At 73.8% G+C, this 26,699-nt stretch carries 25 protein-coding genes and 2 pseudogenes; 9 read left to right on the top strand and 18 right to left on the bottom strand.

The genetic code is table 11. The features are described 5' to 3' along the window. Positions 1-16: 16 nt before the first annotated feature. Together pknB and ACZ7JZ_RS04790 are read left to right on the top strand one after the other, a co-directional pair. Positions 17-1,957, top strand: a complete 1,941-nt coding sequence (gene pknB, locus ACZ7JZ_RS04795; RefSeq protein ID WP_470933175.1) for a Stk1 family PASTA domain-containing Ser/Thr kinase — start codon at positions 17-19, stop codon at positions 1,955-1,957. Between the two features lie 71 nt (positions 1,958-2,028). After that, a complete protein-coding gene (locus ACZ7JZ_RS04790) occupies positions 2,029-2,886 on the top strand; it encodes a deoxyribonuclease IV (protein WP_470933414.1) in 858 nt (285 codons plus the stop codon). 43 nt (positions 2,887-2,929) lie between these two features. Here ACZ7JZ_RS04790 and ACZ7JZ_RS04785 read toward each other — a convergent pair whose 3' ends face one another. Further along, positions 2,930-3,562: a sulfite oxidase-like oxidoreductase gene (locus ACZ7JZ_RS04785; RefSeq protein WP_470933173.1), complete on the bottom strand. Its 633-nt coding sequence runs from the start codon at positions 3,560-3,562 to the stop codon at positions 2,930-2,932. Positions 3,563-3,728: 166 nt separating this feature from the next. On the opposite strand from ACZ7JZ_RS04785, the gene bfr reads away from it, so the two are divergent. After that, positions 3,729-4,205 (top strand): bacterioferritin, encoded by a 477-nt coding sequence (gene bfr, locus ACZ7JZ_RS04780; RefSeq protein ID WP_470933171.1) that lies wholly within the window; start codon positions 3,729-3,731, stop codon positions 4,203-4,205. A 31-nt stretch (positions 4,206-4,236) separates the two neighbouring features. On the opposite strand, the gene ACZ7JZ_RS04775 is transcribed toward bfr, so the two are convergent. Both ACZ7JZ_RS04775 and ACZ7JZ_RS04770 read right to left on the bottom strand, forming a co-directional pair. Then, positions 4,237-4,485: a (2Fe-2S)-binding protein gene (locus ACZ7JZ_RS04775; protein WP_470933169.1), complete on the bottom strand. Its 249-nt coding sequence runs from the start codon at positions 4,483-4,485 to the stop codon at positions 4,237-4,239. A gap of 155 nt (positions 4,486-4,640) precedes the next feature. Beyond that, the gene (locus ACZ7JZ_RS04770; RefSeq protein WP_470933167.1) at positions 4,641-5,996 is read right to left on the bottom strand and encodes a class II 3-deoxy-7-phosphoheptulonate synthase; all 1,356 of its coding nucleotides are present in this window, start codon (positions 5,994-5,996) and stop codon (positions 4,641-4,643) included. 119 nt (positions 5,997-6,115) lie between these two features. Between ACZ7JZ_RS04770 and ACZ7JZ_RS04765 the strand changes: the two genes are divergently transcribed. Next, on the top strand, positions 6,116-6,172 hold the full coding sequence (locus ACZ7JZ_RS04765; RefSeq protein WP_470933413.1) for a trp operon leader peptide: 57 nt from the start codon (positions 6,116-6,118) through the stop codon (positions 6,170-6,172). A 98-nt stretch (positions 6,173-6,270) separates the two neighbouring features. After that, complete coding sequence (locus tag ACZ7JZ_RS04760; RefSeq protein WP_470933165.1) at positions 6,271-8,193, top strand: anthranilate synthase family protein; 1,923 nt, start codon at positions 6,271-6,273, stop codon at positions 8,191-8,193. On the opposite strand, the gene ACZ7JZ_RS04755 is transcribed toward ACZ7JZ_RS04760, so the two are convergent. The 6 genes from ACZ7JZ_RS04755 to ACZ7JZ_RS04730 all read right to left on the bottom strand — a co-directional run bounded on the left by ACZ7JZ_RS04755 (position 8,120) and on the right by ACZ7JZ_RS04730 (position 13,554). Then, positions 8,120-8,470 carry a hypothetical protein gene (locus ACZ7JZ_RS04755; RefSeq protein ID WP_470933163.1) on the bottom strand — a complete coding sequence of 117 codons (351 nt, stop codon included), beginning with the start codon at positions 8,468-8,470 and terminating at the stop codon, positions 8,120-8,122. The two genes, ACZ7JZ_RS04760 and ACZ7JZ_RS04755, sit on opposite strands and share 74 nt — an antisense overlap. Positions 8,471-8,510: 40 nt before the next feature. Beyond that, positions 8,511-9,515, bottom strand: coding sequence for a 2-hydroxyacid dehydrogenase (locus ACZ7JZ_RS04750; RefSeq protein ID WP_470933161.1), 1,005 nt, complete (start codon positions 9,513-9,515; stop codon positions 8,511-8,513). A gap of 123 nt (positions 9,516-9,638) precedes the next feature. Next, entirely contained in the window at positions 9,639-10,667 is a 1,029-nt protein-coding gene (locus ACZ7JZ_RS04745) for a 6-phosphofructokinase (protein WP_470933159.1), read from the bottom strand. 148 nt (positions 10,668-10,815) lie between these two features. Next, a complete protein-coding gene (locus ACZ7JZ_RS04740; RefSeq protein ID WP_470933157.1) occupies positions 10,816-11,502 on the bottom strand; it encodes a response regulator in 687 nt (228 codons plus the stop codon). Next, a complete protein-coding gene (gene macS, locus ACZ7JZ_RS04735; RefSeq protein ID WP_470933155.1) occupies positions 11,499-12,719 on the bottom strand; it encodes a MacS family sensor histidine kinase in 1,221 nt (406 codons plus the stop codon). The genes ACZ7JZ_RS04740 and macS overlap by 4 nt, the downstream gene beginning before the upstream one ends. 34 nt (positions 12,720-12,753) lie before the next feature. Further along, entirely contained in the window at positions 12,754-13,554 is an 801-nt protein-coding gene (locus tag ACZ7JZ_RS04730; RefSeq protein WP_470933411.1) for a lysophospholipid acyltransferase family protein, read from the bottom strand. A gap of 200 nt (positions 13,555-13,754) precedes the next feature. Here ACZ7JZ_RS04730 and ACZ7JZ_RS04725 point away from each other — a divergent pair, with 200 nt between their 5' ends. Both ACZ7JZ_RS04725 and ACZ7JZ_RS04720 read left to right on the top strand, forming a co-directional pair. Further along, a complete protein-coding gene (locus ACZ7JZ_RS04725) occupies positions 13,755-14,534 on the top strand; it encodes an alpha/beta hydrolase (protein ID WP_470933153.1) in 780 nt (259 codons plus the stop codon). After that, positions 14,527-15,192 (top strand): hypothetical protein, encoded by a 666-nt coding sequence (locus tag ACZ7JZ_RS04720; RefSeq protein WP_470933151.1) that lies wholly within the window; start codon positions 14,527-14,529, stop codon positions 15,190-15,192. Before ACZ7JZ_RS04725 ends, ACZ7JZ_RS04720 begins: the two co-directional genes overlap by 8 nt. 30 nt (positions 15,193-15,222) lie before the next feature. On the opposite strand, the gene ACZ7JZ_RS04715 is transcribed toward ACZ7JZ_RS04720, so the two are convergent. The 6 genes from ACZ7JZ_RS04715 to ACZ7JZ_RS04690 all read right to left on the bottom strand — a co-directional run bounded on the left by ACZ7JZ_RS04715 (position 15,223) and on the right by ACZ7JZ_RS04690 (position 20,395). Further along, entirely contained in the window at positions 15,223-15,981 is a 759-nt protein-coding gene (locus ACZ7JZ_RS04715) for an endonuclease/exonuclease/phosphatase family protein (protein ID WP_470933149.1), read from the bottom strand. A gap of 89 nt (positions 15,982-16,070) precedes the next feature. Then, positions 16,071-17,012: an ROK family glucokinase gene (locus ACZ7JZ_RS04710; protein WP_470933147.1), complete on the bottom strand. Its 942-nt coding sequence runs from the start codon at positions 17,010-17,012 to the stop codon at positions 16,071-16,073. A 60-nt stretch (positions 17,013-17,072) separates the two neighbouring features. Continuing rightward, positions 17,073-17,561 (bottom strand): DUF5304 domain-containing protein, encoded by a 489-nt coding sequence (locus ACZ7JZ_RS04705; RefSeq protein WP_470933145.1) that lies wholly within the window; start codon positions 17,559-17,561, stop codon positions 17,073-17,075. Positions 17,562-17,638: 77 nt separating this feature from the next. Beyond that, positions 17,639-18,796, bottom strand: a complete 1,158-nt coding sequence (locus ACZ7JZ_RS04700) for an ArsA family ATPase (RefSeq protein ID WP_470933143.1) — start codon at positions 18,794-18,796, stop codon at positions 17,639-17,641. 256 nt (positions 18,797-19,052) lie between these two features. Then, positions 19,053-19,493: an SRPBCC family protein gene (locus tag ACZ7JZ_RS04695; RefSeq protein ID WP_470933141.1), complete on the bottom strand. Its 441-nt coding sequence runs from the start codon at positions 19,491-19,493 to the stop codon at positions 19,053-19,055. A 119-nt stretch (positions 19,494-19,612) separates the two neighbouring features. Further along, positions 19,613-20,395 carry a metallophosphoesterase family protein gene (locus ACZ7JZ_RS04690; RefSeq protein WP_470933139.1) on the bottom strand — a complete coding sequence of 261 codons (783 nt, stop codon included), beginning with the start codon at positions 20,393-20,395 and terminating at the stop codon, positions 19,613-19,615. A gap of 341 nt (positions 20,396-20,736) precedes the next feature. On the opposite strand from ACZ7JZ_RS04690, the gene ACZ7JZ_RS04685 reads away from it, so the two are divergent. Beyond that, the gene (locus ACZ7JZ_RS04685; RefSeq protein WP_470933137.1) at positions 20,737-22,533 is read left to right on the top strand and encodes an AMP-dependent synthetase/ligase; all 1,797 of its coding nucleotides are present in this window, start codon (positions 20,737-20,739) and stop codon (positions 22,531-22,533) included. Between the two features lie 47 nt (positions 22,534-22,580). Here the strand turns inward: ACZ7JZ_RS04685 and ACZ7JZ_RS04680 are convergent. The 3 genes and pseudogenes from ACZ7JZ_RS04680 to ACZ7JZ_RS04670 all read right to left on the bottom strand — a co-directional run. Beyond that, positions 22,581-22,844, bottom strand: a pseudogene (locus tag ACZ7JZ_RS04680) (GMC oxidoreductase); the annotation flags it as partial. An 83-nt stretch (positions 22,845-22,927) separates the two neighbouring features. After that, positions 22,928-23,794 (bottom strand): class I SAM-dependent methyltransferase, encoded by an 867-nt coding sequence (locus tag ACZ7JZ_RS04675; protein ID WP_470933135.1) that lies wholly within the window; start codon positions 23,792-23,794, stop codon positions 22,928-22,930. 489 nt (positions 23,795-24,283) lie between these two features. Beyond that, complete coding sequence (locus ACZ7JZ_RS04670) at positions 24,284-25,426, bottom strand: glycosyltransferase family 4 protein (protein ID WP_470933409.1); 1,143 nt, start codon at positions 25,424-25,426, stop codon at positions 24,284-24,286. Between the two features lie 73 nt (positions 25,427-25,499). On the opposite strand from ACZ7JZ_RS04670, the pseudogene ACZ7JZ_RS04665 reads away from it, so the two are divergent. After that, positions 25,500-26,675: pseudogene (locus ACZ7JZ_RS04665) on the top strand (glycosyltransferase 87 family protein); the annotation flags it as partial. Between the last annotated feature and the right edge of the window lie 24 nt (positions 26,676-26,699).

The following is a 26,699-nucleotide window of genomic DNA, read 5'->3' as shown; positions in this document are numbered from 1 at the left end:
CTCGTAGAATTCCGGGGTGGACACGACCCTGGACGACCCGCTCGTCGGGCAGACGCTCGACGGCCGCTACCGCATAGACGCCCGGATCGCGGTCGGCGGCATGGCCACGGTCTACCGCGCCGTGGACCTCCGCCTCGACCGCGTCCTCGCGCTGAAGGTGATGCACCCGGCCCTGGCCGCGGACACCGCCTTCGTGGGCCGCTTCATCCGCGAGGCCAAGTCCGTGGCGCGGCTCGCGCACCCCAATGTGGTCGCCGTCTTCGACCAGGGCACCGACGGCCCGTACGTCTACCTCGCCATGGAGTACGTGTCCGGCTGCACCCTGCGCGACGTCCTGCGCGAGCGCGGTGCGCTCCAGCCGCGGGCGGCCCTCGACATCCTGGAGCCCGTGCTCGCCGCGCTCGGCGCCGCGCACCGGGCCGGTTTCGTGCACCGCGACATGAAGCCCGAGAACGTGCTGATCGGCGACGACGGCCGCGTCAAGGTGGCCGACTTCGGCCTGGTCCGCTCGGTCGACGCCGTCACCAGCACCACCGGCTCGGTCCTCGGCACCATCTCCTACCTGGCCCCGGAGCAGATCGAGAACGGTCTCACCGACGCCCGCGCCGACGTGTACGCCTGCGGTGTCGTCCTCTACGAGATGCTGACCGGCACCAAGCCGCACTCTGGGGACACCCCCGCCCAGGTGCTCTACCGGCACCTGAACGAGGACGTGCCCGCCCCCTCCGTCGCCGTGCCGGGGCTGCCCGCCGCCCTGGACGCGCTGGTCGCCGCGGCGGCCGCCCGGCAGGCGGCCGGGCGCCCGCAGGACGCGGTGGCCCTGCTGGGCCTGGCCCGGCAGGCCCGCTCCGGGCTGACGGAGGAGCAGCTGGACGCCGTACCGCCGCAGGCCCGCGGCGGCAGGGGACCCGCGTGGGAGCGGACCGGCTCCGAGGACCGCACCGGCGTGCTGCCCCGCCCGGTCGCGGCCGAGCGCGCCTCCGTCCACCACACGGCCCGGCTCCAGTCCCCGCCGCCCGCCGCCCCGGCCGCGCCCGCCGGGCGCCCGCGCCGCGTCCGGCTGCGCAGGCCGCCGCGCGGCCCGGCCCTGGTGGCGGCCGCCGTGCTGCTGGTCCTGGGGCTGGGCGCCGGGGTCTGGTACATCAGCACCGGGCAGTTCACGCGGGTGCCGAACCTGCTCGGGAAGACCGAGGCGCAGGCCCGGGAGCGGCTCTCGGGGGCCGGACTGGACGTGAAGGAGGTCCGGCGGGAGTTCAGCGGGACCTTCGAGCGCGGCACCGTGATGGGCTCCGACCCCGGCAGCGGCGCCCGGATCCGCGGCAACGGCTCCGTGGTTCTGACCCTCTCCCGCGGGCCCGAGATCGTGACCGTCCCCGCCGTGAAGGGCCGGAGCCTGGCGGCGGCGAAGGCCGAGCTGGAGGCGGCGGGGCTGGCCCCGGGCCAGGTCACGCAGGCGTTCAGCCAGGACGTCCCGGCGGGCTCGGTGCTCGGCACCGACCCGCCCGCCGGCACCCGCCGGGCCCCGGACACGGCGGTCGCCCTGCTGGTCAGCAAGGGCCGGCCGGTGACCGTACCGGACGTGGTCGGCGGTTCAGAGGAGCAGGCCCGCGCCGCCCTGGAGGCCCTGGGGCTGAAGGTCGCGACGGCCCCCGAGCGGATCCACTCCCCGCAGCCCGCGGGCGCCGTGGCCAACCAGTCCACGGCCGCCGGCTCGCGTGCCGCCACCGGGGACACGGTCGTGCTGACGGTGTCGAAGGGCCCGCGGATGGTCCAGGTGCCGGACGTCACCGGCCGCCATGTGGACGAGGCCAGGCGGCTGCTGAGGGACGCCGGCTTCGAGGTGAAGGTGGACAAGCCCTTCATCTCCTTCAGCGACGACGTGGCGAGCCAGTCGGTCAAGGGCGGCGAGAGCGCCCCCGAGGGCAGCACCGTCACCCTCCGCATCAAGGGACTGTGAACCTCCGCATGACGACGAAGACGAAGACGGAGACGGCGAACGAGACCGCCGTCGGCCGCACCACCGCCGCCCTGCGCAATCCGGTGGGCGGGCACGTTCCCGTGGCCGGGGGGCTGGACCGGGTGGGAATGGCGTACGCGCGGGAGATGGGTGCCGAGGCCGTACAGGTCTTCGTCGCGAACCCGCGCGGCTGGGCCACCCCGGCCGGGAACCCGGCGCAGGACGAGCTGTTCCGCGAGGCCTGCGCCCGGGAGGGCGTCCCCGCGTACGTCCACGCCCCGTACCTGATCAACTTCGGCTCGCACACCGCGGCCACCGTGGAGAAGTCGGTGGAGTCGCTGCGCCACTCGCTGCGCCGGGGCCGGGAGATCGGCGCGCTGGGCGTGGTCGTGCACACCGGTTCGGCGACCGGGGGCCGGCCCCGCGAGGAGGCCTTCGCGCAGGTACGGGAGCACATGCTGCCGCTGCTGGACGAACTGGTGCACGAGGACGACCCGTTCCTGCTGCTGGAGTCCACGGCCGGGCAGGGCTCCTCGCTGTGCTCGCGCACCTGGGACTTCGGCCCGTACTTCGAGGCGCTGGAGGCCCATCCGAAGCTCGGGATCTGCCTGGACACCTGCCACGTCTTCGCCGCGGGCCACGACCTGGCGGCGCCGGGCGGCACGAAGGAGACCCTGGACCTGCTGGCGCAGACCGTGGGCCCCGGCCGGCTGAAGCTGATCCACGCCAACGACTCCAAGGAGGGCGTGGGCGCGCACAAGGACCGGCACGCGAACATCGGCGCGGGCCACATCGGGGAGGACGGCTTCCGGGAGCTGTTCACGCATCCCGAGACCGCGGGGGTGCCGCTGGTGATCGAGACCCCGGGCGGCAAGGAGGGCCACGCGGCGGACGTGGCGCGGCTGAAGGGGCTCCGCGAGATCCCGTAGCGCCCGCGCGCGGACGGAAGAGGGACGGACGGAGAGGGACGGCCTAGAGCTCCGGGCCGTCGCCCGGCTCCTCCTGGTACGAGAAGCGCTGCTCTCGCCAGGGGTCGCCGATGTTGTGGTAGCCGCGCTCCTCCCAGAAGCCGCGGCGGTCGGCGGTCATGTACTCCACCCCGCGGACCCACTTGGGGCCCTTCCACGCGTACAGGTGCGGGACCACCAGCCGCAGCGGGAAGCCGTGTTCGGCGGTGAGGGGCTCGCCGCCCTGGTGGGTGGCGAAGACCGTGCGCTCCGAGGCGAAGTCGGCCAGGCGCATGTTGGAGCTGAAGCCGTACTCGGCCCAGACCATGACGTGGGTGACGCCCGGGGCCGGCGGGGCCTTCTCCAGGACGGTGCGGGCGAGGACGCCGCCCCATTCGGCGCCGACCATGCTGAACTTCGTCACGCAGTGGAGGTCGGCGAGGACCGAGGAGAAGGGGAGGGCCGCGAACTCCTCGTGGTTCCAGCAGTGCTTCTCGCCGTCGGCGGTGGCCCCGAAGACCCTGAACTCCCAGCGGTCCGGCTTGAACTTGGGTACAGGACCGTAGTGGGTGACGGGCCATCCGCGCTGGAGCCGCTGCCCCGGCGGGAGCTCCAGCTGCTCTGCTCCCGGAGATTCCCGGCTTTCCGGCTGACCCATGACTCCATGGTGACAGACTGGCCGGGGTGGTCATGACCAGGTTGGCCCCGATTCAGGGCAACTACCAGCATCTCCTACTAAGGAGGCACTTACTGGACGGCCTCCTGAAGCGGTGCAAGGATGCGCGCACTACCCGGTCTCTTGCCGCTTGGAAGGAGCCTCTGCGATGCAGGGCGACCCCGAGGTCCTCGAGTTTCTGAACGAACAGCTCACCGGTGAGCTCACGGCGATCAACCAGTACTGGCTGCACTACCGCATCCAGGACAACAAGGGCTGGACGAAGCTCGCCAAGTACACCCGCGAAGAATCCATCGACGAGATGAAGCACGCGGACAAGATCACCGAGCGCATCCTGATGCTCGACGGGCTGCCGAACTACCAGCGCCTCTTCCACGTCCGCGTGGGCCAGACCATCACCGAGATGTTCCAGGCCGACCGGCAGGTGGAGGTCGAGGCCATCGACCGCCTCAAGCGCGGTATCGAGGTCATGCGGGGCAAGGGCGACTTCACCTCGGCCAACCTCTTCGAGGAGATCCTCGCCGACGAGGAGCACCACATCGACTACCTCGACACCCAGCTGGAGCTCATCGAGACCCTGGGCGAGGCCCTGTACCTGTCCCAGCTGATCGAGCAGCCCAGCTAGCAGCGGGCCGGCCCGTACGCCGCGGAGCGCCTCAGGCGGCTTCCGCGAGCTCCGTCTCGGCGACGAGCACCTGCGCGGCGGCGTCCTGGTCCAGCAGGCGGCGGCGCGGGCAGGCTCCCCGGCCGAGGATGCCCTGGATGGCGCGGACGCAGGATCCGCAGTCCGTGCCCGCCTTCGTGGCCGAGGCGATCTGGCGGGGGGTGCAGGCACCCGCCTCCGCGTGGTCCTTGACCTGCTTGTCGGTGATCCCGAAACAAGAGCAGACGTACACGCGGTTCACCTCCCGGGCAGGATTCGGTGGCGCCTTCCCGTCTTTCGGTGAGGCTAACCTAACCTTACCCGCCGGGGCCCTGGCCTAAAAGCCCCGTCAACGACTGTGGGGCGCGGATCACATCGATCCGCGCCCCACACTCGTAGGTACCTACCTACTGATCGCTACTGGTCCCGGTACATCTCGGCGACCAGGAAGGCCAGGTCCAGGGACTGGCTGCGGTTGAGCCGCGGGTCGCAGGCGGTCTCGTAGCGCTGGTGCAGGTCGTCGACGAAGATCTCGTCGCCGCCGCCCACGCACTCGGTGACGTCGTCGCCGGTGAGCTCCACGTGGATGCCGCCCGGGTGGGTGCCCAGGGCCTTGTGGACCTCGAAGAAGCCCTTGACCTCGTCGAGCACGTCGTCGAAGCGGCGGGTCTTGTGGCCGGAGGCCGCCTCGAAGGTGTTGCCGTGCATCGGGTCGGTGACCCAGGCGACGGTGGCGCCGGAGGCCGTGACCTTCTCGACCAGCTCGGGGAGCTTGTCGCGGACCTTGTCGGCGCCCATGCGGACGATGAAGGTCAGGCGGCCCGGCTCGCGGTCCGGGTCGAGGCGGTCGATGTAGGTGAGCGCCTCGTCCACGCTGGTGGTGGGGCCGAGCTTGATGCCGATCGGGTTGGCGATCTGCGAGCAGAACTCGATGTGCGCGTGGTCCAGCTGCCGGGTGCGCTCGCCGATCCAGACCATGTGGCCCGAGGTGTCGTAGAGCTTGCCCGTGCGGGAGTCCGTGCGGGTCAGCGCCGACTCGTAGTCGAGCAGCAGGGCCTCGTGGGAGGCGTAGAACTCGACCGCCTTGAACTCGGCCGGGTCGGTGCCGCACGCCTTCATGAAGTTGAGGGCGTTGTCGATCTCGCGGGCGAGCTGCTCGTACCGCTGACCGGACGGCGAGGACTTCACGAAGTCCTGGTTCCAGGCGTGCACCTGGCGCAGGTCGGCGTACCCGCCGGTGGTGAAGGCGCGCACCAGGTTCAGCGTCGAGGACGAGGCGTGGTACATCCGCTTCAGCCGCTCGGGGTCCGGGACGCGGGCCTCGGAGGTGAAGTCGAAGCCGTTGACGGAGTCGCCGCGGTACGTCGGGAGGGTGACTCCGTCGCGGGTCTCGGTGTCCTTCGAACGGGGCTTGGAGTACTGGCCGGCGATCCGGCCGATCTTGACCACCGGCACCGAGGCGGCGTAGGTGAGGACGGCGCTCATCTGGAGCAGCGTCTTCAGCTTGGCCCGGATGTGGTCGGCCGACACGGCGTCGAAGGCCTCGGCGCAGTCGCCGCCCTGCAGCAGGAACGCCTCGCCCTTGGCGACGGCTCCCAGGCGGGCGCGCAGCTGGTCGCACTCGCCCGCGAAGACGAGCGGAGGATACGACTCGAGGTCCGCGACGACAGCGCGCAGGGCCTCGGCATCGGGGTACGAAGGCTGCTGCGCCGCGGGAAGGTCTCGCCAGGTCGCCTTGGCGGCGAGGGCGTGGGTTTCTGCGTTCACGGTCACGCAGACAACAGTACGGGTTCGCCGGAGCCGGATTCTCCGGTGCCCGCCTTGTGAGACGGAGTTCTCATGACCGGTCGGTAACCCTTCCGTGGCGGCTCCCGTGGGCTACGATCGCCGCCATGTACGCGCACTCCGACCAGAACTGGTGGTGGACCGCTCTCCCGGCGGCCCACTGACTGCGCGTTCCCGAAACTGACGCGAAGGCCGCCCGAGGGGCGGCCTTCCTGCATGTACGGGGCCGTTCCTCTCCTCTTCACCGGAAGGAACCCCCGCCATGCCCGTCGGCGACACCGCTGCCCTGCTCGCCCGGCTCACCGAGCCCGGCTGCCCGCCCTTCGCCCTGCTGCGCCGCCGCACCCCCGGCCGCGGCCACGACACCGTCGAGCTGCTGCTCGGCCCGGTCCACGAGGCCGGGCTGCTGGCCGGGATCCCGATCGGGGAGCTCGGCACCCTGGCCCTGATCCCCTTCCGCCAGATCCGCGAGCGCGGGTTCGACGTGCGCGACGACGGCACCCCGCTGAGCGTGCTGGTGGCCGCGGAGCGGTACGAGCTGCCGCTCGGCTCCGTGCTGGAGGCGCTGCCCGGGCGTGCGGTGCGGGTCGAGGGCGGCGGGTTCGACGTGTCGGACGGGGAGTACGCGCGGATCGTCCGCCGGGTGCTGGAGGAGGAGATCGGCCGCGGCGAGGGGGCGAACTTCGTCATCCGCCGCACGTACACCGGCGAGATCCCCGGGTACGGCCCCGCCGACGCGCTGGCCCTCTTCCGGCGGCTGCTGACGGCCGAGCGGGGGGCGTACTGGACGTACGTGGTCCACACCGGGGAGCGGACCCTGGTCGGCGCCAGCCCCGAGGTCCACGTCCGGATGTCCGGGGGGACGGTGGTCATGAACCCGATCAGCGGCACGTACCGCTACCCCCCGGGCGGCCCCACCGCCGAGTCCCTCCTCGACTTCCTCGGCGACCGCAAGGAGACCGAGGAGCTGTCGATGGTGGTCGACGAGGAGCTGAAGATGATGTGCACGGTCGGGGACCGCGGCGGGGTGGTGGTCGGCCCCCGCCTGAAGGAGATGTCCCATCTGGCGCACACCGAGTACGAGCTGCGCGGCCGGTCCTCGCTGGACGTGCGCGAGGTGCTCCGCGAGACCATGTTCGCGGCCACCGTCACCGGATCCCCGGTGCAGAACGCCTGCCGGGTCATCGAGCGGCACGAACCCGCGGGCCCCGGCGGCGCGGGCCGCGGGTACTACGCCGGGGCGCTGGCCCTGCTCGGGCACGACTCCTCCGGGGCGCAGACGCTGGACTCCCCCATCCTGATCCGCACGGCCGACATCGCCCCGGACGGCCGCCTGAAGGTCCCGGTGGGCGCCACCCTCGTGCGGCACTCCGACCCCGCCGGGGAGGTGGCCGAGACCCACGCCAAGGCGGCCGCGGTGCTGGCGGCCCTGGGCGTGCGGCCGGGGGCGGCGCAGCCTGCGGCGGACCGGCCGCGGCTGGCCGGGGACCCGCGGGTGCAGGCGGCGCTCGCCGCGCGGCGGGACGGGCTGGCGCCGTTCTGGCTGCGGATGCAGGACCAGGAGGCGGTGGCGCCGGACGGGCACGCGCTGGTGATCGACGCGGAGGACACCTTCACGGCGATGCTGGCGCACGTGCTGCGGGCCGCCGGGCTGGAGGTCACCGTCCGCCGGTACGACGAGCCGGGGCTGCGGGAGGCGGCGCTCTCCCACGGGGGCCCGGTGGTCCTGGGCCCGGGGCCCGGCGATCCGCAGGACCCCGCCGATCCGCGGATGCGGCTGCTGCGCCCGCTGGCGGCGGAGCTGCTGGCCTCGCACCGGCACGGCCTGCTGGGGGTGTGCCTGGGCCACGAGCTGATCGCCGCGGAGCTGGGGCTGCCGCTGGTGCGCAAGGCGGAGCCGGCCCAGGGCGCCCAGACCACCGTCCGGCTCTTCGGAAGGGACCGGACGGTCGGCTTCTACAACACCTTCACGGCCTCCTGCGACGAGGAGGCGGCGGCCGGGCTGGCGCTGCACGGGGTGGAGGTCTCCCGGGACCCGGACAGCGGGGAGGTGCACGCGCTGCGCTCGGCCCGCGGGTTCGCGGGGGTGCAGTTCCACCCGGAGTCGGTGCTCACCCTCCAGGGCGTGGACCTGCTCCGCGAGCTGCTGGCGGTGATCCGCCCGGCGGCCACCCGGACGGCGTAGGGCCGGGCCGGCCGGCCGGGGCCCGGTCCGCGAGCCGCCGCCGGACGGCCAGCACGGCGTACGCGGCGAGCCCCGCGGCCGCGGCGGGCAGGGACTCGGCGGCCAGCCCCAGGGCGAAGGCGGCGGAGCCCGCCCAGTCCCCGGCCTCCGCCGCCCGGTGGGCGCGGCCGCGGCCGGGGGCCGCGCGCAGGGCGCGGAGCAGGTGGTCGAGGGTGCCGGCGGCGAGCAGCGCGCCCCAGACGGCGAGGGTCCAGCGGAGCCAGTCGGGTATCTGCACACCGCGACCGTAGGGGCCGCCGCTGAACGCCCGGCGAACGTCACACGGCCGGGGAGAGGGTGTTCTCCGAGCGGCGGCCGGCGAGGTAGTCGGCCACGTTGGCGGCGGTGGTGTCGATGATCTGGCCGACCGCGTCGTGCGTGTAGTACGCCTGGTGGGAGGTGACGAGCACGTTGGGGAAGCTGATCAGCCGGGCCAGGGTGTCGTCCTCGACCGCCTCCAGGGACTTGTCGAGGAAGAAGACCCCCGCCTCGGCCTCGTACACGTCCAGCCCCACCCCGGTGAAGCGGCCCGCCCGCAGCTCGGTGACCAGGGCCTCGGTGTCGACGAGCCCGCCGCGGCTGGAGTTCACCAGGATGGCGTCGTCCTTCATCGCGCGCAGGGCCGCGGCGTCGATGAGGTGGTGGGTGGCGTCCAGCAGCGGTACGTGCAGGCTGACCAGGTCAGCGGCGGCGAGCAGCTGCTCCTTGTCCTCGTACGCCACGTACTTCATGCCCAGCTCCACGCACGCCGGGTTCTCGGCCGTGTCCCAGCCGAGCAGCTCCATGCCGAAGCCGTGGGCGATCCGGGCGAAGGCCTCGCCGATCTTCCCGGTGCCGAGGACCCCGGCGGTGCGGCCGTGCATATCGCGGCCGAGGAGCCCGTTGAGGCGGAAGTCGAAGTCGCGGGTGCGGTTGGAGGCGCGCACGATCCGCCGGTTCACGGCCATGGCGAGGGTCCAGGCGAACTCGGCCACGGAGTACGGCGAGTAGTACGAGACCCGGCTGACCGTGAGGCCGAGCTGCCGGGCCACGGGCAGGTCGACGTTGTTGAAGCCGGTGGAGCGCTGGGCGATCATCCGGGTGCCGCCCGCGTGGAGGGTGCGCAGGACCCGCGCGCCGAGGTCGGCGTTGACGCTGGCGCTGACCACCTCGTAGCCGGCGGCGATGGGGGCGGTGTCCTCGCTGAGGAAGACCTCCAGGCAGCGGACCTCGTGGACGCCCTCGAAGGCCTTCTCCAGGAGCGGCTTCTCGTCGGCCGTCACACCGAATGCCAGGATCTCCACGCTTGCACCCGCTTCCCGCCGATCACGGACCATGGACCTTTTGTCACGATACGGGCCATGGTCCGCGTCTGCGCCCCGGGGCGGGGCAGGGGGAGGGGACCGCCAAGGTCCGGAAGAGACGGCCTAGCCGAAGAAGACGCCCGCCTCGGCGTAGAGCGCGGGGTCCACGGTCTTCAGGCGGGCCGTGGCCTCGGCGATCGGGACCCGGACCACGTCGGTGCCGCGCAGGGCGACCATCTTCCCGTAGTCCCCGTCCCGGACCGCGTCGATGGCGTGCAGCCCGAAGCGGGTGGCGAGCCAGCGGTCGAAGGCGCTGGGGGTGCCGCCGCGCTGGACGTGCCCGAGCACGCTGGTACGGGCCTCCTTGCCCGTCCGGGACTCGATCTCCTTGGCCAGCCACTCCCCCACGCCCGACAGCCGGACGTGCCCGAAGGAGTCGAGGGTGCCGTCCTTGAGGACCATGTCCCCGTCCTTGGGCACGGCCCCCTCGGCGACGACCACGATCGGCGCGTAGCTCGCCCTGAAGCGGGAGGCCACCCAGGCGCAGACCTTCTCCACGTCGAAGCGCTGCTCGGGGATGAGGATGGCGTTCGCGCCGCCGGCCAGGCCGGAGTGCAGGGCGATCCAGCCGGCGTGGCGGCCCATGACCTCGACGACGAGGACCCGCATGTGGGACTCGGCGGTGGTGTGCAGCCGGTCGATGGCCTCGGTGGCGATGCCGACCGCGGTGTCGAAGCCGAAGGTGTAGTCGGTGGCCGAGAGGTCGTTGTCGATGGTCTTCGGCACGCCGACGCAGGGCACGCCGTACTCCCCGTACAGCTGGGCGGCCACGCCGAGGGTGCCCTCGCCGCCGATCGCGATCAGGGCCGAGACCTCGTGCTTGGCGAGGTTCTCCTTGATGCGGCGGATGCCGTCCGGGACCTTGAGGGGGTTGGTGCGCGAGGAGCCGAGGATGGTGCCGCCGCGGGGCAGGATCCCGCGGACGGCCGGGATGTCGAGGGCGGTGGTGTCCCCTTCGAGGGGGCCGCGCCAGCCGTCCCGGAAGCCGGTGAACTCGTACCCGTACTCCTGGACACCCTTGCGCACCACCGCGCGGATGACCGCGTTGAGCCCGGGGCAGTCTCCGCCGCCGGTCAGCACTCCGACCTTCATGGAATCGTCCCTTCGCCACGGGGCCCGGGGCGCCGGGCCCGCACGGCGGCCACGCTAGTGGTGACGCGGGTCACACCGGACGGGGGTGAAGGGGTAATTCCGGTGGAATTACGGGTCGTTGCGCAGGCCCGTTCACTCGTACGGGGAACTAGGCGTCGTCAAGACCGCGTTCTATCGCGTACCGCACCAGTTCCACCCGGTTGTGCAGCTGGAGCTTGCCGAGGGTGTTCTGCACGTGGTTCTGGACCGTGCGGTGGGAGATCACGAGCCGCTCGGCGATCTGCTTGTACGACAGGCCCTTGGCGACCAGCCGCAGCACCTCGGTCTCGCGGTCGGTCAGCTGCGGGGCCTTGGGCAGGTCGGGGGCGGCGGGGGCCGGGTCCGTGGCCAGCCGCCGGTACTCGCCGAGCACCAGCCCGGCCAGCCCGGGGGTGAACACCGGGTCCCCGGCGGCCGTCCGGCGGACCGCGTCGATGAGCTCCTCGGCGCCCGCGGACTTGAGCAGGTAGCCGGTGGCCCCGGACTTGACGGCCTCCAGCACGTCGGCGTGCTCGCCGCTGGCGGAGAGCACCAGCACCCGCAGGGCCGGGTTCGCGCCCACCAGCTCCTTGCAGACCTGCGCCCCGGGCATCCCGGGCAGGTTCAGGTCGAGGACCAGGACGTCGGGGCCGACCGCCTGGGCCCGGCGCACGGCCTGGGGGCCGTCCCCGGCGGTGGCCGCCACGTCGAAGCCCGCGGCGGCCAGGTCGCGGGCGACCGCGTCCCGCCACATCGGGTGGTCGTCCACGACCATCACCCTGATCGGGCTCCCTGCCGCCGTGCTCTCGCCGCTCATCGTGCGTCCCCCTTCGGAACCTTCAGCTCCACTTCTGTTCCCTGCCCCGGTACGGAGACCAGGTCGGCCGTGCCGCCCAGGTCCCGCAGCCGGCCCCGGATCGACTGGGCCACCCCGAGCCGGCCCTCCCCCTCGGCCTGGGCCAGCCGGCCCGCCGGGATGCCCGGGCCGTCGTCGCGGACCGTGACGATCACCTCGTCCGGCCAGTCCTCGACCAGGATCCACGCCCCGGCCCCCTCGCCCGCGTGCCGCCGGACGTTGTCGAGGGCCGCACCGACCGCCGCCGCCAGCTCCCGGGCGGCCCGGGCGGGCAGCACCACGGGGGCGCCGGGCTCGGCGAAGCTCACCCTCTGGCCGGCGTACGGGGCCAGCAGGGCCCGCAGGTCCAGCTCGGCGGACTCCGCTGCCTCCGCGGCCTCCGCATCGGGAACGTCCACGGCCGTGACGAAGGCGCCTCGGGCCGCGTCCCGCGAGATCCGGGACGCGGGCACCAGCCCGCTGGAGACCAGCGTGCGCAGCGCCACCTCCTGCTCCCCGGCCATCCGGCCCAGCTCCGCGGCCTCGCCGCCGAGGGCGGTGCCCTTGCGCTGGACCATGGCGAGGACCTGGAGCACCCCGTCGTGGATGTCCCGGGCCAGCCGCTCCCGCTCGCGGGTGGCGGCCTCGATCTCCAGGGCCCGGGCGAGGGTGGCCTCACTGGCGCGGGCCACCTCGACCACGTACCCGATGGCGATGGAGGCGACCCAGACCAGGAGCACGTTGTGGACGGTGTCCCGGGTGACCTCCCCGCGCTGGGCCACGTTGGCCACCGCGACGAGGGTGGAGGCCGCCAGGGCCCAGCGCCAGCCGCCCTTGATCGCGAAGGCCAGCACGGAGCCGGCCGTCCAGATCGAGGGCAGGGTCGGGCCGCCCGCGGCGATCCGCTCGGCCGAGTCCACCACCGGGGTCAGCAGGATGCCCGTGACCGCGAGGGAGAGGTCGGCCGCGAGGAAGCGCCGGGTGCAGGCCGCCGCACCGGAGACCCGGGACAGGGTGGCCAGGGTCCACACCGCGAGTACGGCGAGGTAGCCCACCGCCACCCACGGGCGGACGAACTCCCGGTAGGCGGAGGCGAACAGCAGCACCGCGTACACCAGCGTCAGCACGCGGTAGGCGGTCAGCGCACGCCACAGCGGCTGCTCGACCGACATGCGCACGACCCGCTCGCGCTTGGCCATCCCCACCCCCAGACCCGTACGGGCCACAGCGGACCTAGCGGTCCGCAGCCTCCGCGTCGCCGGCCTGCGCAGACCCGGCAGCCTTGTCGGCCTTCTCGGCCTTTTCCGCCTTCTCGGCCTTCTCGGCCTTTTCGAGTTCCGCCTTCTCCGCCTTCGCGGCCTTCTCGGCGTCGGCGATCTGGCGCTTGGCGGCCGTGGCGTAGATGTCCACGTACTCCTGCCCCGAGAGCTTCATGATCTCGTACATGACCTCGTCGGTCACCGAGCGCAGGATGAAGCGGTCGCCGTCCATGCCCTGGTAGCGGCTGAAGTCGAGCGGCTTGCCGATCCGGATGCCGGGGCGCATGAGCTTGGGGACCACCTTGCCGGGCGGCTGGATCTTCTCCGTGTCGATCATCGCCACGGGGATCACGGGGGCGCCGGTGGCCAGGGCCACCCGGGCCAGGCCGCCGGGCTTGCCCCGGTAGAGCCGGCCGTCGGGCGAGCGGGTGCCCTCGGGGTAGATGCCGAAGAGCTCGCCGCGCTCGATGACCTCGATACCGCTCCTGATGGCCGCCTCACCCGCGCCGCGGGCCCCCGAGCGGTCCACGGGGAGCTGGCCCACGCCCTTGAAGAAGGCGGCCGTCAGCTTGCCCTTGACCCCCGGGGAGGTGAAGTACTCGGCCTTCGCGATGAAGGTCACCTTCCGGTCGAGTACGGCAGGCAGGAAGAAGGAGTCCGAGAAGGACAGGTGGTTGCTCGCGAGGATCGCCGGCCCCTCGGCGGGAATGTTCTCGAGGCCCTCCACCCAGGGCCTGAAGGCGAGCTTCAGGGATCCCCCGATGGAGAACTTCATTGCGCCGTAGATCAACTCGAATGCCTTCCTGTGTCTGTCGAACAGACCTTAACCCCTGGCGGGCCTGCGCTCCCGCCCGCCAGGGGGGCGCGGCGGGCCCGAGCCGCCGTGACGGCCCTGGTCGGTGCCGGTCCGGTCGCGTACCGTGAAGTACACACTGAGCGCACCCCCTCATCCATCTGATCGAACAGGAGATCCTGGTGCCCGTCCTCCCTGGAGCCGAGCCGTTCCGCCACGAGGGCGGAGAGGTGGGCGTCCTCCTCTGCCACGGCTTCACCGGCTCGCCCCAGTCCCTGCGCCCCTGGGCCGAGTTCCTGGCCGAGCGCGGGCTGACGGTCTCCCTGCCCCTGCTGCCGGGGCACGGCACCCGCTGGCAGGACATGCAGCTCACGGGCTGGGAGGACTGGTACGCCGAGGTGGACCGGGCGCTGCGCGAGCTGCGGGACCGGTGCGGGCAGGTGTTCGTCTTCGGGCTGTCGATGGGCGGGGCGCTGACCCTGCGGCTGGCCGCGAAGTACGGCGACGCCATCAGCGGGATCGTGGTGGTGAACCCGGCCAACAAGGTGCACGACCCGCTGGCCGTGGCCCTCCCGGTCGCCAAGCACTTCATACGGTCCACCCCGGGCATCGCCAGCGATATCGCGAAGCCGGGCGTGGAGGAGGTCGGGTACGACCGGGTGCCGACCCGCGCCGCGCACTCGCTGCGCACGTTCCTGAGGCTCGTGGACACGGAGCTGCCCCAGGTCACGCAGCCGGTGCTGCTGCTGCACAGCCCGCAGGACCACGTGGTGCCGCCGGCCGACTCGGCGCGGGTGCTCAGCCGGATCTCCTCCACCGACGTGACGGAGACCCTGCTGGAACACAGCTACCACGTCGCGACGTTGGACCATGATGCAGAGCGCATCTTCGAGGACAGTTACGCATTCGTCGGCCGGCTCGCGCCGAGCGTCGGCAAGGAGGGGACGGCCACCGGTGGCTGAGCACGAGGACCGCGATCCCCAGGCTTCGGGGAGCGGTGAACCGCTCGACGAGGAAGCGGCGTGGGCCGCCATCGTCGCGGGTTACGGGGAGGAGCCGGCGGACCCGCCGGGCTCCAAGCCCTTCAAGCCCGTCGAGGACCTGCTGCTGCCCGAGGAGGACGTGAACGTCCTGCCGGGCGGTGCCGGTACGGGCGCGGGCGGGGAGCCCGCGGGCGAGAAGGGCGGGGAGAAACCGCAGGGGACGACGCAGGAGAAGACCGGGCGCGGGGGCGAGGAGTCCGCCGACCCGGGGAGCGCGGCCAGGCCGCCGCTGGGCAGCTCGGTGGTCTTCGCCCCGGGCGTGGGCGTGGGCACGGGCCCGCGGGACCACTCGCTGGCCGAGCCCCCGGACGAGGACGGCGAGGAGGGGCACTTCGTGCCCCCGGAGCCGCCCCCGCTGCCGGAGGCCGACACCACGACGAAGTTCGCCTGGCTCGCGGTGGTGGGCGGTCCGGTGCTGCTCCTGCTGGCGGTGCTGTTCCAATGGGACATGACCTGGTGGCTCACCACACTGGGCGTGGGCGGCTTCCTGGGCGGCTTCGCCACCCTGATCGCCCGCATGCAGCACGACGACGAGGAGGACGGCTTCGACGACCCGGGTCGCGGAGCAGTCGTCTAGAACCACTGGCCGCCGGCCTGCTCGCGCAGGTCAGGCGGCCGGAAGCCGGAGGGCGGCCAGGACCGGGAGGTGGTCCGAGGCCGCCCTCAGGTCTTCCGGGTCCAGTCCCGGCAGCAGTTCCGGGGCGGGCACCCCGCAGCCCAGCACCTCGGCGCCCGCGGTGGCGAACACCGCGTCGATCCGCTTGCGCGGAGCCGGGGCCGGCCAGGTGGGGTCCGTACCCCAGGGGCGTACGGACCGGCAGTCCTGGAGCTCCCCGGCGAGGCGCCGGAAGGCCGCCCCGCCGGGCTCGTCGTTGATGTCCCCGGCGGCCACGGCGTACGGGGCGTCCAGGGCGCGGAGCCGGTCGAGCAGCAGGCCCGCCTGCGCGTACCGCTCCTCGGCCTGGAGGGACAGGTGGGCGCTGAGCACGCCGACGCGGGCCCCGGCGAAGCCGACCACGGCGGTGGCGAAGCCCCGGCGGTGCAGTCCGGGCCGCTTCGGGAGCAGGACGTCCTCGGTGCGCTCGACGCGGGCCCGCAGGGAGCACATCAGGAGGGGGCCGGCGGCCGTGCCGCCCCCGCCCAGCACCACGAGCCCGGCCTTCGAGGCGAGCCGGGCGGCGTGCTTGCGCCAGCGGAAGAAGATCGGGGCCTCCTGGACGAGGACCAGGTCGGGGGCGCAGGCGCTGATCACCCGGGCGAGCGCGTCCTCGTCGTCGCGCAGGGACCGGACGTTGTAGCTCAGCACCCGGATCACGGCGGAACCGTCGGCTTCGGTACGGGAGTCGGGCAGCTCCATGGCATCCATGGCCCCCAACATAGGCAGCTGCCCGCCGCACCCACAGGGGGGCGCGGCGGGCAGCTGCGCAGAAACGGGAGCGCGGTCCGGCGGCCGGTTCAGCCCTGGCGGGCCAGGTCGGCCGCGCCGACGAGCCCGGCCTTGCCGCCGAGCTGGGCGGCGAGCACCTGGGCGTGGGGCCGGTACTGGGAGCCGATCAGCCAGCGCCGGAAGGACTTGCGGATCGGTTCGAGGACGAGCTCGCCCTCGTCGGAGACCCCGCCGCCGACGATGAAGGCCGAGGGGTCGAAGAGGGAGGCCAGGTCGGCCAGGCCCGCGCCGGCCCAGCGGGCCAGCTCGCGGAAGGAGTCGACGGCGACCGGGTCGCCCTGCCGGGCGGCGGCGCTGATGTGCTTGCCGTCGATGCCCTCGGGGGTGCCGTCGCCGAGCCCGAGGAGGATCCCGGCCCGCTCGGGGGTGGCGCCGGCGCGCTGCCTGGCGTACCGGACCAGGGCGCGGCCGGAGGCGTACTGCTCCCAGCAGCCCTGGCTGCCGCAGCCGCACAGCAGCCCGTCCGGGACCACGCGGACGTGGCCGAACTCGGCGGCGACGCCGAAGCGGCCGCGGCGCAGCTTGTTGCCGATGATGATGCCGCCGCCCAGGCCGGTGCCCAGCGTGATGCAGATGACGTCCTCGTGGCCCTGGCCGGCGCCGAAGCGGTACTCGCCCCAGGCGGCGCAGTTGGCGTCGTTCTCGACCACGACGGGGAGGCCGATGCGCTGCTCGACCTTGTCCTTGAGCGGCTCGTGGCGCCAGTTGATGTTGGGGGCGAAGAGCACGGTGGCGCGCTTGTCGTCCACGTAGCCCGCGGCGCCGATGCCGACGGCCTCGATGGTGTGGCCGCTGCTGACCTGGGCGACGGCGGTGCAGATCGCCTCGGTCACGCCTTCGGGGGTCGGCGGGGTGGGCACCTTGTACGTCTCCAGGATGGTGCCCTCTTCGTCGACCACTCCGGCCGCGATCTTCGTGCCGCCGATGTCGACGCCGATGGTGAGTCCCATTAGTCCCTCGGTTTCCGGTCAAACCCCGCCAGGGCCAACCGTACCCGAGGGGGCGGGGGCTCAGTCGAGGTCGATGCGCTCCGGGCCGGCGGGACCGCCGTCCTCGGGACCGGGGCCCGGGCCGCCGGGTCCGGCGGGGGGCTTCGGGCCGCGGGTGCCCTGCGCGTCCCTGGTCCAGCGGCTCTCGTGGCCCTCGACGGCGGAGCGGTAGGCGGCCAGCAGCTCGGAGCCGGCGGCGGCGAGGTGGTCGAAGACCTGCGGATTGCGCTCGATGACGGGCTCCACCGCGGCCTTCGCCTGGTTGACGAACTGGCGTACGGCGCCCTGGGCGGCCGTGCCCAGGAGCGGGTTGCCCAGTCCGGAGACCTTGTCGGCCACGGCCTCGACCAGCTTGAACAGCTCCTCGGCCGCGCTGCCCGCACCGGCGCCCGCGGAGCCGCCGCGGGCGGCCCGCTCGGCGCGGATGCGCGCCTGCTCGGCGGCGAGGTCCTCGGCGCAGGCCTTCGCCCAGGCGTCGTCGTCGGTGGGGCGGTCGGATGCCTCGCTCATGGCGACTCCCTGGGGCTGCGGCGGGACGGGCCGCGCGGGTTCTGCCCTTCGACCTTACCCGAACGGACGCACGGCGTTCAGCGCTCCGCGGGCCACAGTCCGGGGTCCGGCGCGAACCGGATCCTCAGCTCCCCCTCGCGCAGCGCGGCCCCCGTGACGGTGCAGCGGCGCAGGGCGGAGGGCAGGGAAACGATCCTGCGGAACGGGCCGACCGTGAGCAGGAGTTCGTCCCCGCGCCGCACCAGGTCCAGGCCCTCCTTCACGGCCCCGGGCAGCGGCAGCCGCCACACCAGGATGCCCTCCCCGGCCCGCCGGTCCTCCACCGGCCAGGCGGGGCGGGCCGGGCCGGGGAGCGCCGGATCGGGCAGGGCGGCCGGGTCCAGGAGGGCCAGGTCGGCGGCGGTCTGCGGATCGCGGCCCAGGTGCGGGAGCCCGCGGAGCGCGGCGGGGCCCGCGGGGCCCGCCGCGAGGTCGGCCCACTCGGCGAGGCAGGCCTTCTGCTGGGCGGCGACACCCGCCGCCCAGGGGTCGGCGGCGTCCTGCGGGACCACGCGGTTCGCGACCAGCAGGCCCAGCGGCAGCCGGTGCAGGGCGAGGCCGGTCACGGCGGTGCGGACGGCCGCGGCTCCGGCCGGCCCGGGCTCCGCGACCAGGACGGCCGAGGTGTCCGCGGACTCGACCACCGCCTGCACGGCGGCCAGCTCCTCGTCCCAGCGGGCCGCGGTCTCGTACAGCCACTGCGCGGGCATGGGCACGCCGGCCAGCTGGGCGAGCACGGGGCGCAGCGAGCGGGCCGCCTGGCGCTCGGCGGGCAGCAGCCGGCGCAGGTAGCGGCGGAGCCGGGCGGGGAGGGCGAGCAGGTCCACGGCCTCGCGGACCGGTGGCAGGTCGGCGACCAGCAGGTCGTACGCGCCGCTGTCGGCGGCCCGGCGCAGGGCGCGCAGCAGGGCGAACTGCTCCGCGCCGGGTACGGCGGCCAGCTCCTCCGCAGCCAGCGGGCGGGCGCCGAGGAGGTCGAGGACGGCGGTGCCGCGGGCCTGGAGGGCGGTGACCTCGGCGCGGAACTCGGCGTCGGGGTCGAGGCGGGCCGTGGTGACGCCGGGGAGGTCCGCAGCGGGGAGGTCGGTGCCGGTCAGCAGGACGCGGTGGCCCTGGCGGGCGGCGGCGGCCGCCGTGGCCGCGGCGACGGTGCTGCGGCCGGCTCCGCCGGGGCCGGTGACGAGGAGGGTGCGCATGGTGCTCCGTGCTGTGTACGTACGCCTGTCGCGACCCGGGTCCGCTGCGCGGGGCCTGTTCCCCACCCCGCCCGTTCCCGTTCCTGGGGCTCCGCCCCAGACCCCGCGCCTCAAACGCCGGCGAGGCTGGAGGTATCCAGCCTGCGCGGCGTTTGAGCGCACCGGGCGCGGAGCGCACGGTCCGGGGGTCCGGGGGCTTGTCCCCGGTTTCGGGAAGGGGCGGGTAGGGGAACAGGCCCCGCGCAGCGGGAACCGGTCAGGCGGATTCGACGCGCTTCTTCAGGCCGGCCAGGGCACGGTCGATGATGACCTTCTCGGCCTTCCGCTTGATCATGCCGAGCATCGGGATCTTGACGTCGACGGTCAGCTGGTAGGTGACCTCCGTCGCCCCGCCCCCGTCCCGCGCAGCCAGCCGGTACGACCCGTCCAGCGCCCGCAGCATCTGCGACTTGACCAGCGTCCAGCTGACCTCGTCCCCGCCGCTCCACGTGTACGCGAGCGTGTGGTCGTCCTTGATCGCCCCGGCGTCCAGCAGCAGCCGCACCTGCTCGGCGCGCCCCTGCGCGTCCGTGGCCAGCACCTCGGCCTCCTTGACCTCGCCGGTCCACTCCGGATAGCGGGCGAAGTCGGCGATCACGGCCATGACCTCGGCCGGGGCGGCCGCGATCGTGATGCTCGAACTGGTGTGTTCCGACATCGCTGGGGCTCTCCTCGTACGTGGGTGGGGCAGTCGGGTGGGGCAGCGGGGCGGGCCTGCCAGGGGAGGGAGGCGGCTGCCACCCGCCGCCGCGTGAAGGCTACCGCGCACGGCGCCCGTCACCATTCCAGGGCCCACGGCCTCCCCGTAGAGGCGAAGTGCCCCACGTTCACGCACTCGGTGGCCCCGATCCGCATCCGCCGGGCGAGCGGCTGGTGGACGTGCCCGAAGAGCGCGTACCGCGGCCGGATCCGGTGGACGGCCGCGAGCAGGGCCTCGCTGCCGCGTTCGAAGCGGCGGGCGACCGTGTCGTAGCAGAGCTCGGGGACCTCGGGCGGGATGTGGGAGCAGAGGACGTCCACCTCGCCGAGGGCCTCGACCTTGGCCGCGTACTCCTCGGGGTCCACCTCGTACGGGGTGCGCATCGGGGAGGGCAGTCCGCCGCCGACGAAGCCGAAGACCCGGCCGCCGATCTCCACGCGCTGCCCGTCGAGGACGGTGGTGCCGGGTCCGGCGTACTCGGGCCACAGGGCGGGGATGTCCACGTTGCCGTACGTGGCGTAGGTCGGGGTGGGGAAGGCCGCGAACATCTCGGCGTACTGCTTGCGCACCGCGCCCTCGATCACGGCCTCGCGGTCGAGCCCGGCCCACAGCCGGGCGCCGAGCCTGCGGGCCTCGTCGAAGCGGCGCTCGGTGCGCAGGCGGACGATCAGGTCGGCGTTCTCGACCCCGAAGAGCTCGGGGAAGATCCCGCGGGAGTGGTCGGCGTAGTCCAGGAAGAGGACCAGGTCGCCGAGGCAGATCAGGGCGTCGGCGCCCTCGCCCGCCCTGGCGAGGGCCTCCGTGTTGCCGTGGACGTCGCTGACGACGTGGACCCGTGTGCTCCGCCTCGTTCCACCCATGCCGATCACCCTAGGGGGGCGGGTGCGGGGGCCGGAAGGGGGTTCCTTGCGGTGACGGGGGCGGCCCCGGGGGCCTGCGGGGCGGCCCGGCGGCCGGTCTGCGCCGGTGCCCGGCGTACCCCCCGGCAGTACCCCCGACCTGCGGCGGCGCAACCGGAACCGGCCGCCCTACCTGCGGTTACTTCCGAGTCGCAGAACGCGTCGACTACTGTCGGCCAGGAAAGAGCGCGTTGTGTGACGCACGGAACATCTGGCCGGTTCCCTCTATCCGGAACCCACTACCGGTGGGTAACGTCCGGTCGGTCCGCATCGTGGCGATGGCGCCCAGAGGAGCAGCAGTCTTGCGCGAGTTCAGCCTTCCGGCCCTTTACGAGGTCCCGTCGGACGGGAATCTGACGGATCTCATCCGCCGCAACGCAGCTCAGCATCCCGACACCGCCGTCATGGGCCGCAAGGTCGACGGCGTGTGGCAGGACGTGACGGCCGTGCAGTTCCTGGCCGAGGTCCGCGCCGTCGCCAAGGGCCTGATCGCCTCCGGCGTGGGCCCCGGCGACCGCGTCGCGCTGATCTCGCGCACCCGCTACGAGTGGGTCCTGGCCGACTTCGCGATCTGGACCGCCGGCGGCGTGACCGTGCCGGTGTACGAGACCAGCTCGCCGGAGCAGATCCAGTGGATCCTCGGGGACTCGGGCGCCGTTGCCGCGATCGTCGAGGGCCCCTCGCACAGCGCGGCCCTCGCCGGGCTGCGCGGGCACCTGCCGGCGCTGGCCGAGGTCTGGGAGCTGGAGGCCGGAGCCGTCGAGCAGCTGCGGGCCGCGGGCACCGGGGTCTCCGACGAGCTCGTCGACGAGCGCAGCTCGCTGGCGAACGCCGACGACCCGGCCACGATCGTCTACACCTCCGGCACCACCGGCCGCCCCAAGGGCTGCGTGCTCACGCACCGCAACTTCTTCGCGGAGTGCGGCAACGTGGTCGAGCGCCTGAAGCCGCTGTTCCGCACCGGCGAGTGCTCGGTGCTGCTCTTCCTGCCCGCCGCGCACGTCTTCGGCCGGCTGGTGGAGGTGGCCTCGGTGCTGGCGCCGATCCGCCTGGGCTGCGTGCCCGACATCAAGAACCTGACCGAGGAGCTGGCGGGCTTCCGGCCCACCTTGATCCTCGGCGTGCCGCGGGTCTTCGAGAAGGTCTACAACTCGGCGCGCGCCAAGGCGCAGGCCGACGGCAAGGGCAAGATCTTCGACGCCGCCGCCGACACCGCCATCGCGTACAGCCGGGCCCTGGACACCCCCTCGGGCCCGGGCCTCGGGCTCCGCCTCAAGCACAAGCTCTTCGGCAAGCTCGTCTACTCGAAGCTGCACGCCGTCCTCGGCGGCCGCGGCGAGTACGCGATCTCCGGCGGCGCCCCGCTGGGCGAGCGCCTCGGCCACTTCTTCCGCGGCATCGGCTTCACCGTCCTGGAGGGCTACGGCCTGACGGAGTCCTGCGCGGCCACCGCCTTCAACCCCTGGGACCGGCAGAAGATCGGTACGGTCGGCCAGCCGCTGCCCGGCTCGGTGGTGCGGATCGCCGACGACGGCGAGGTGCTGCTGCACGGTGAGCACATCTTCCAGGGCTACTGGCAGAACGAGGCGGCCACCGCCGAGGCCCTGACCGACGGCTGGTTCCACACCGGCGACGTCGGCACCCTGGACGAGGACGGCTTCCTCGCGATCACCGGGCGCAAGAAGGAGATCCTGGTCACCGCGGGCGGCAAGAACGTGGCTCCCGCGGTGATCGAGGACCGCATCCGCGCCCACGCCCTGGTCGCGGAGTGCATGGTCGTGGGCGACGCGCGGCCGTTCGTCGCCGCGCTGGTCACCCTGGACGAGGAGTTCCTCGGCCGCTGGGCCCAGGAGCACGGGAAGCCGGCCGGTTCCACGGCGGCCTCCCTGCGCGAGGACCCGGAGCTGCTGGCGACCGTGCAGAAGGCGATCGACGACGGCAACGCCGCGGTCTCCAAGGCGGAGTCGGTGCGGAAGTTCCGGATCCTCGCCTCCCAGTTCACCGAGGAGTCGGGCCACATCACGCCCTCGCTGAAGCTCAAGCGGAACGTGGTCGCGAAGGACTTCGCGGACGAGATCGAGGCGCTCTACACCAGCTGAGGCCCGCACCCCGGCCGGGGCCCGCCGCCCGGCGGCCGGGGGTCCGCTCAGCGCGGGTCGTCGGCGAGCACCCGGGCGAGGTTGCGCTCGGCGAGCGCGGTGAGGGTGACGAAGGGGTTCACGCCCAGGCTGCCGGGGACCAGCGAGCCGTCGGTCACGTACAGGCCGTCGTACCCGCGCACCCTGCCGTACGCGTCGGTGGCCCGCCCCAGGACGCAGCCGCCCGGCGGGTGGTAGGTGAAATCGTCGGCGAAGGCGCGGCTGCCGCCGAAGAGGTCGTGCCGGTAGACGGTCACGTTGGTGCGGTTGATCGGCATGGACAGGAATCTGAGAGACAGTCAGAAACGCGCCCCGCCGGCGGGCCTCCCTACCCCTGGCCCCCTACCCCCGGCCCCTACCTCCTCGTGCCCGTGAAGAGGAGGTACTCCCACTGCATCGCCCCGCCGTCGCCCATGGCCCCGCGGGCCAGCCCGGCGAGGGCCTCGTCCAGGGCAGCGGTCCTCTCCGCGTCCCCCGCGATGTTCCCGTACACGGCGATCGTCGGCCCGTACACCGCCTTGAAGAACTCCCGGAAGTCCTCGGGCTCGGCGAAGCGGTCCACCCGGAGGGTGCGCCGCTCGGCCCGTACGCCCGTCACCCCGTCCCCCAGGAGCTCCCGCACGTGCTCCTCCCGCCCCCACAGCGGCGGCGGCTGCGCGCCGGGCGGGGGCGGGGGCGCGTACGGCTTCATCGCCGCGAAGAGCTGCCCGATGAACCCCTCGGGGGTCCACGCCACGAGCCCGATGCGGCCGCCGGACCGGCAGACCCTCAGCAGCTCGGCGGCCGCCGCCCCGTGGTGCGGGGCGAACATGACCCCGACACAGGAGATGACGGCGTCGAACCCGCCGTCCTCGAAGGGCAGCGCCTCCGCGTCGGCCTCGCGCCACTCCAGCTCCACCCCGGCGGCCCGGGCGGCCTCCCGGCCCGCCTCCAGCAGCTCGGGCGTCAGGTCCGAGGCCACCACCGAGGCCCCGGCCCGGGCCGCCGCGAGGGCGGCGTTGCCACTGCCCGCCGCAACGTCCAGCACCCGGTCCCCGTCCCCGATGCGGCACCCCTCAACCAGCACCTCCCCCAGCTCGGGCAGCAGCCCGGCCGCAAGGACCGGATAGTCCCCGAGGGCCCACATCCGCCGGTGCTTGGCCTTGAGCGCCCGATCGGCTTCCGTACCCGCACCGGCGTCTGCACCGGCACCCGCGTCAGCCCCCGCATCCACGCCCGCCATCACCACTCACCTCCACCGGACCCCGCCCCGCCCGCCACCCGGACGGCCCACGAAAAGCCCGTCCCTTCGAGCATGGGCCGCCGGCCCCAAGGCCGCCTCCCGGATTCCGCGATCCGCTGGACGAGACTCGGAGCACGACAAGCCCACCTCTGCCGCGAGGCGGCAGGGCCGGCCCGGCGGCAGCCCGAGCCGGTCCGGAGGCCGCTGAGACGGCCGCGGCTGTGTAGCGATCGAAGGCGGCCTGTGGCCTGTGGTCTTTTCCGCCCGAAGGGCGGGGGCCCGATGGACGGGATCAGCGGGGCCGACACCGACCGGGGACGGTCCCGGTCCCCCTGGGCGTTTCCCTTTCGGGGGGCGCCCCGCCCCGGAAACACCGTCACGCATGGCGGGACGCCCCCACCCGGCCACGCAGCCGACCCCGCCACGACCCACACCTCGGCCCCGACCCCGGGCACCAGGGGCCGGGGCCGGGGCCGGGCACCCGTACCCCTAAAGCAGCCCCTCCAGCCCCTCCGCCAGCAGGTCCCAGCGCCACTTCTCCTCGACCCACGCCCTCCCCCGCTCCCCCATGCGGCGGCGCAGCTCAGGGTCCTTCAGCAGGGCCGTGATGCGGTCGGCGGACTCCTCCGGGCTGCCGCCGCGGACCACCCAGCCGGTCTCGCCGTGGAGCACGGCGTCCGGGGCGCCGCCGGAGTCGCCGGCGACCACGGGCAGGCCGGTGGCGGAGGCCTCCAGGTAGACGATGCCCAGGCCCTCCACGTCGAGGCCGCCGCGCCGGGTCCGGCAGGGCATGGCGAAGACGTCGCCCGCGCCGTAGTGGGCCGGCAGCTCCGCCCAGGGCACGGCGCCGGTGAAGCGGACCGAGTCCGCGACCCCGGTCTGCGCGGCGAGCCGGTGGAGGTCCTTCTCGTACGGGCCGCCGCCCACGACGAGCAGGACGGCGTCGGGCACCTCGGCCAGGATCCGGGGCATGGCCCGGATCAGCGTGTCCTGCCCCTTGCGCGGCACCAGCCGCGAGACGCACACGACCACGGGCCGGTCCGACAGCCCCAGCCGGGCCCGTACCTCCGCGCCGCCCGAGTCGGGGTGGAAGGTCTTCTCGTCCACGCCCGGCGGCAGCTGCACCATGCGCGCCGCCGCATCGTCCGTGAGGGCCCCGGCGATCCGGGAGCGGGTGTACTCGCCCAGATAGGTGATCGTGTCGGTGCCCTCGCCGATGCGCCGCAACAGCTGCCGGGCGGCGGGCAGCTGCGCCCAGCCGGCCTCGTGCCCGTGCGAGGTGGCGACGAGCCGCTTGGCCCCGGCCCTGCGCAGGGCCGGGCCCATCAGCCCGAGCGGGGCGGCCGCGCCGAACCACACGGACTCGCAGCCGTGCTCGCGCAGCAGCCCGGCGGCCCGCCGGGTGACCCGCGGGGTGGGCAGCAGCATCGTCGTGCGGTCGCGGACCACCGTGAAGGGCTGTTCGGCGTCGAAGGCGGCAGTGGCCTCCCGGCCCTCCGCCGAGTGCTTCCAGGTGGAGGCGTAGACGACGATCCGGTCCGGGTCCAGGCGCAGCGCCATGTTGTGCAGGAAGGCCTGGATGCCGCCGGGGCGGGGCGGGAAGTCGTTGGTCACGATCAGCGTCTTGTGCATCGTCATCGTCTGCGACAGTACCCAACGGCCGTGCTTCACGGCTCCCGGGGCCGCCCGGCGGCATCATGGCGCGATGCTCCCCACCGTCTGGGCCGCCACCCGGGCCCTGCTGCTCCTGTGCGTGTTCCGGGTCCTGGTGCTGCCGGGCCCCGACGTGTCGACGGACGTCCACGTGATCTACCAGGGCTGGTACCAGGTCCTGCGGACGGGGACGTTCCCCCTGGACGACGTGACCTGGCAGTACCCGCCCGGGGCCGCCCTCGCCGTGCTCTCCCCCGCCCTCCTGCCGTTCCTCGGATACGCGTCCGCGTTCTTCGTGCTCTGCCTGGCGGCGGACGCGGCGGTGACCGTGCTGCTCGTCCGCGAGTCCCGGCGGCCGGGACGGCGCCGGGCCGGGGCCTGGGCCTGGGTGGCGGGCCTGCCGCTGCTGGGCCCGACGGTGTACGCGCGCTACGACCTGATGGTGACGGCGGTGGCGGTGGCGGCCCTGCTGCTGCCCCGGGTCCGGGGCCCGCTCATCGGCCTGGGGGCGGTGCTGAAGGTGTGGCCGGTGCTGCTGCTGGCGGGGGTGCGCAGCCGGGCCGCGGCGCTGTGGGCGGCGCTGACCGCCGCGCTGCTGGTGCTGGCCTTCGCGGCGGCGATGCCGGGGGCCCTGTCGTTCCTGGCGTTCCAGCGGGACCGCGGTACGGAGGTGGAGTCGCTGGGCGCGCTGTTCTTCCACGTGGCGCGGGCCCTGGGCTGGCCGGGGCGGGTGCAGCTGAACTACGGCTCGGTGGAGTTCCTGGGCCCGTACGTGCCCCTGGCCGGCCGGTGCGCGCTGGCGCTGACGCTGCTGGCGTTCGGCTGGCTGCTGTACTGGCGGCTGCGGGCCCGGTCCTTCGGGGCGCACACGGTCGCGGACGCGGCGTTCACGGCCGTCCTGCTGTTCACCACCACCAGCCGGGTGATCAGCCCGCAGTACATGGTGTGGCTGGTGGGGCTGGGGGCGGTGTGCCTGGCGCTGCGGTCCACGCGGATGACGGGCGCGGTGGGGCTGGTGGGGGCGGCCGTGCCGCTGACGTTCCTGGAGTTCCCGCTGCTGTTCGCGGACGTGGTCCACGGCGGCTGGCCGGGCCTGGCGGCCCTGTTCGCCCGCAACGCCCTGCTGGTGGCGGCCTGCTTCGCGGCCTGCCGGGCGCTGTGGCGGGACACGGTCCCGGCGGTCCCGCCACGCCCGGCAGCCCGCCCGGCTCTACGCCGCACCCTGCCCCGGCACGGCCGACGGAACAGCCCC

Source organism: Streptomyces sp. NPDC038213, from assembly GCF_055600495.1.
Note: the sequence above shows the minus strand (reverse complement) of the source record. Positions and strands in the feature narration are given on the sequence as shown.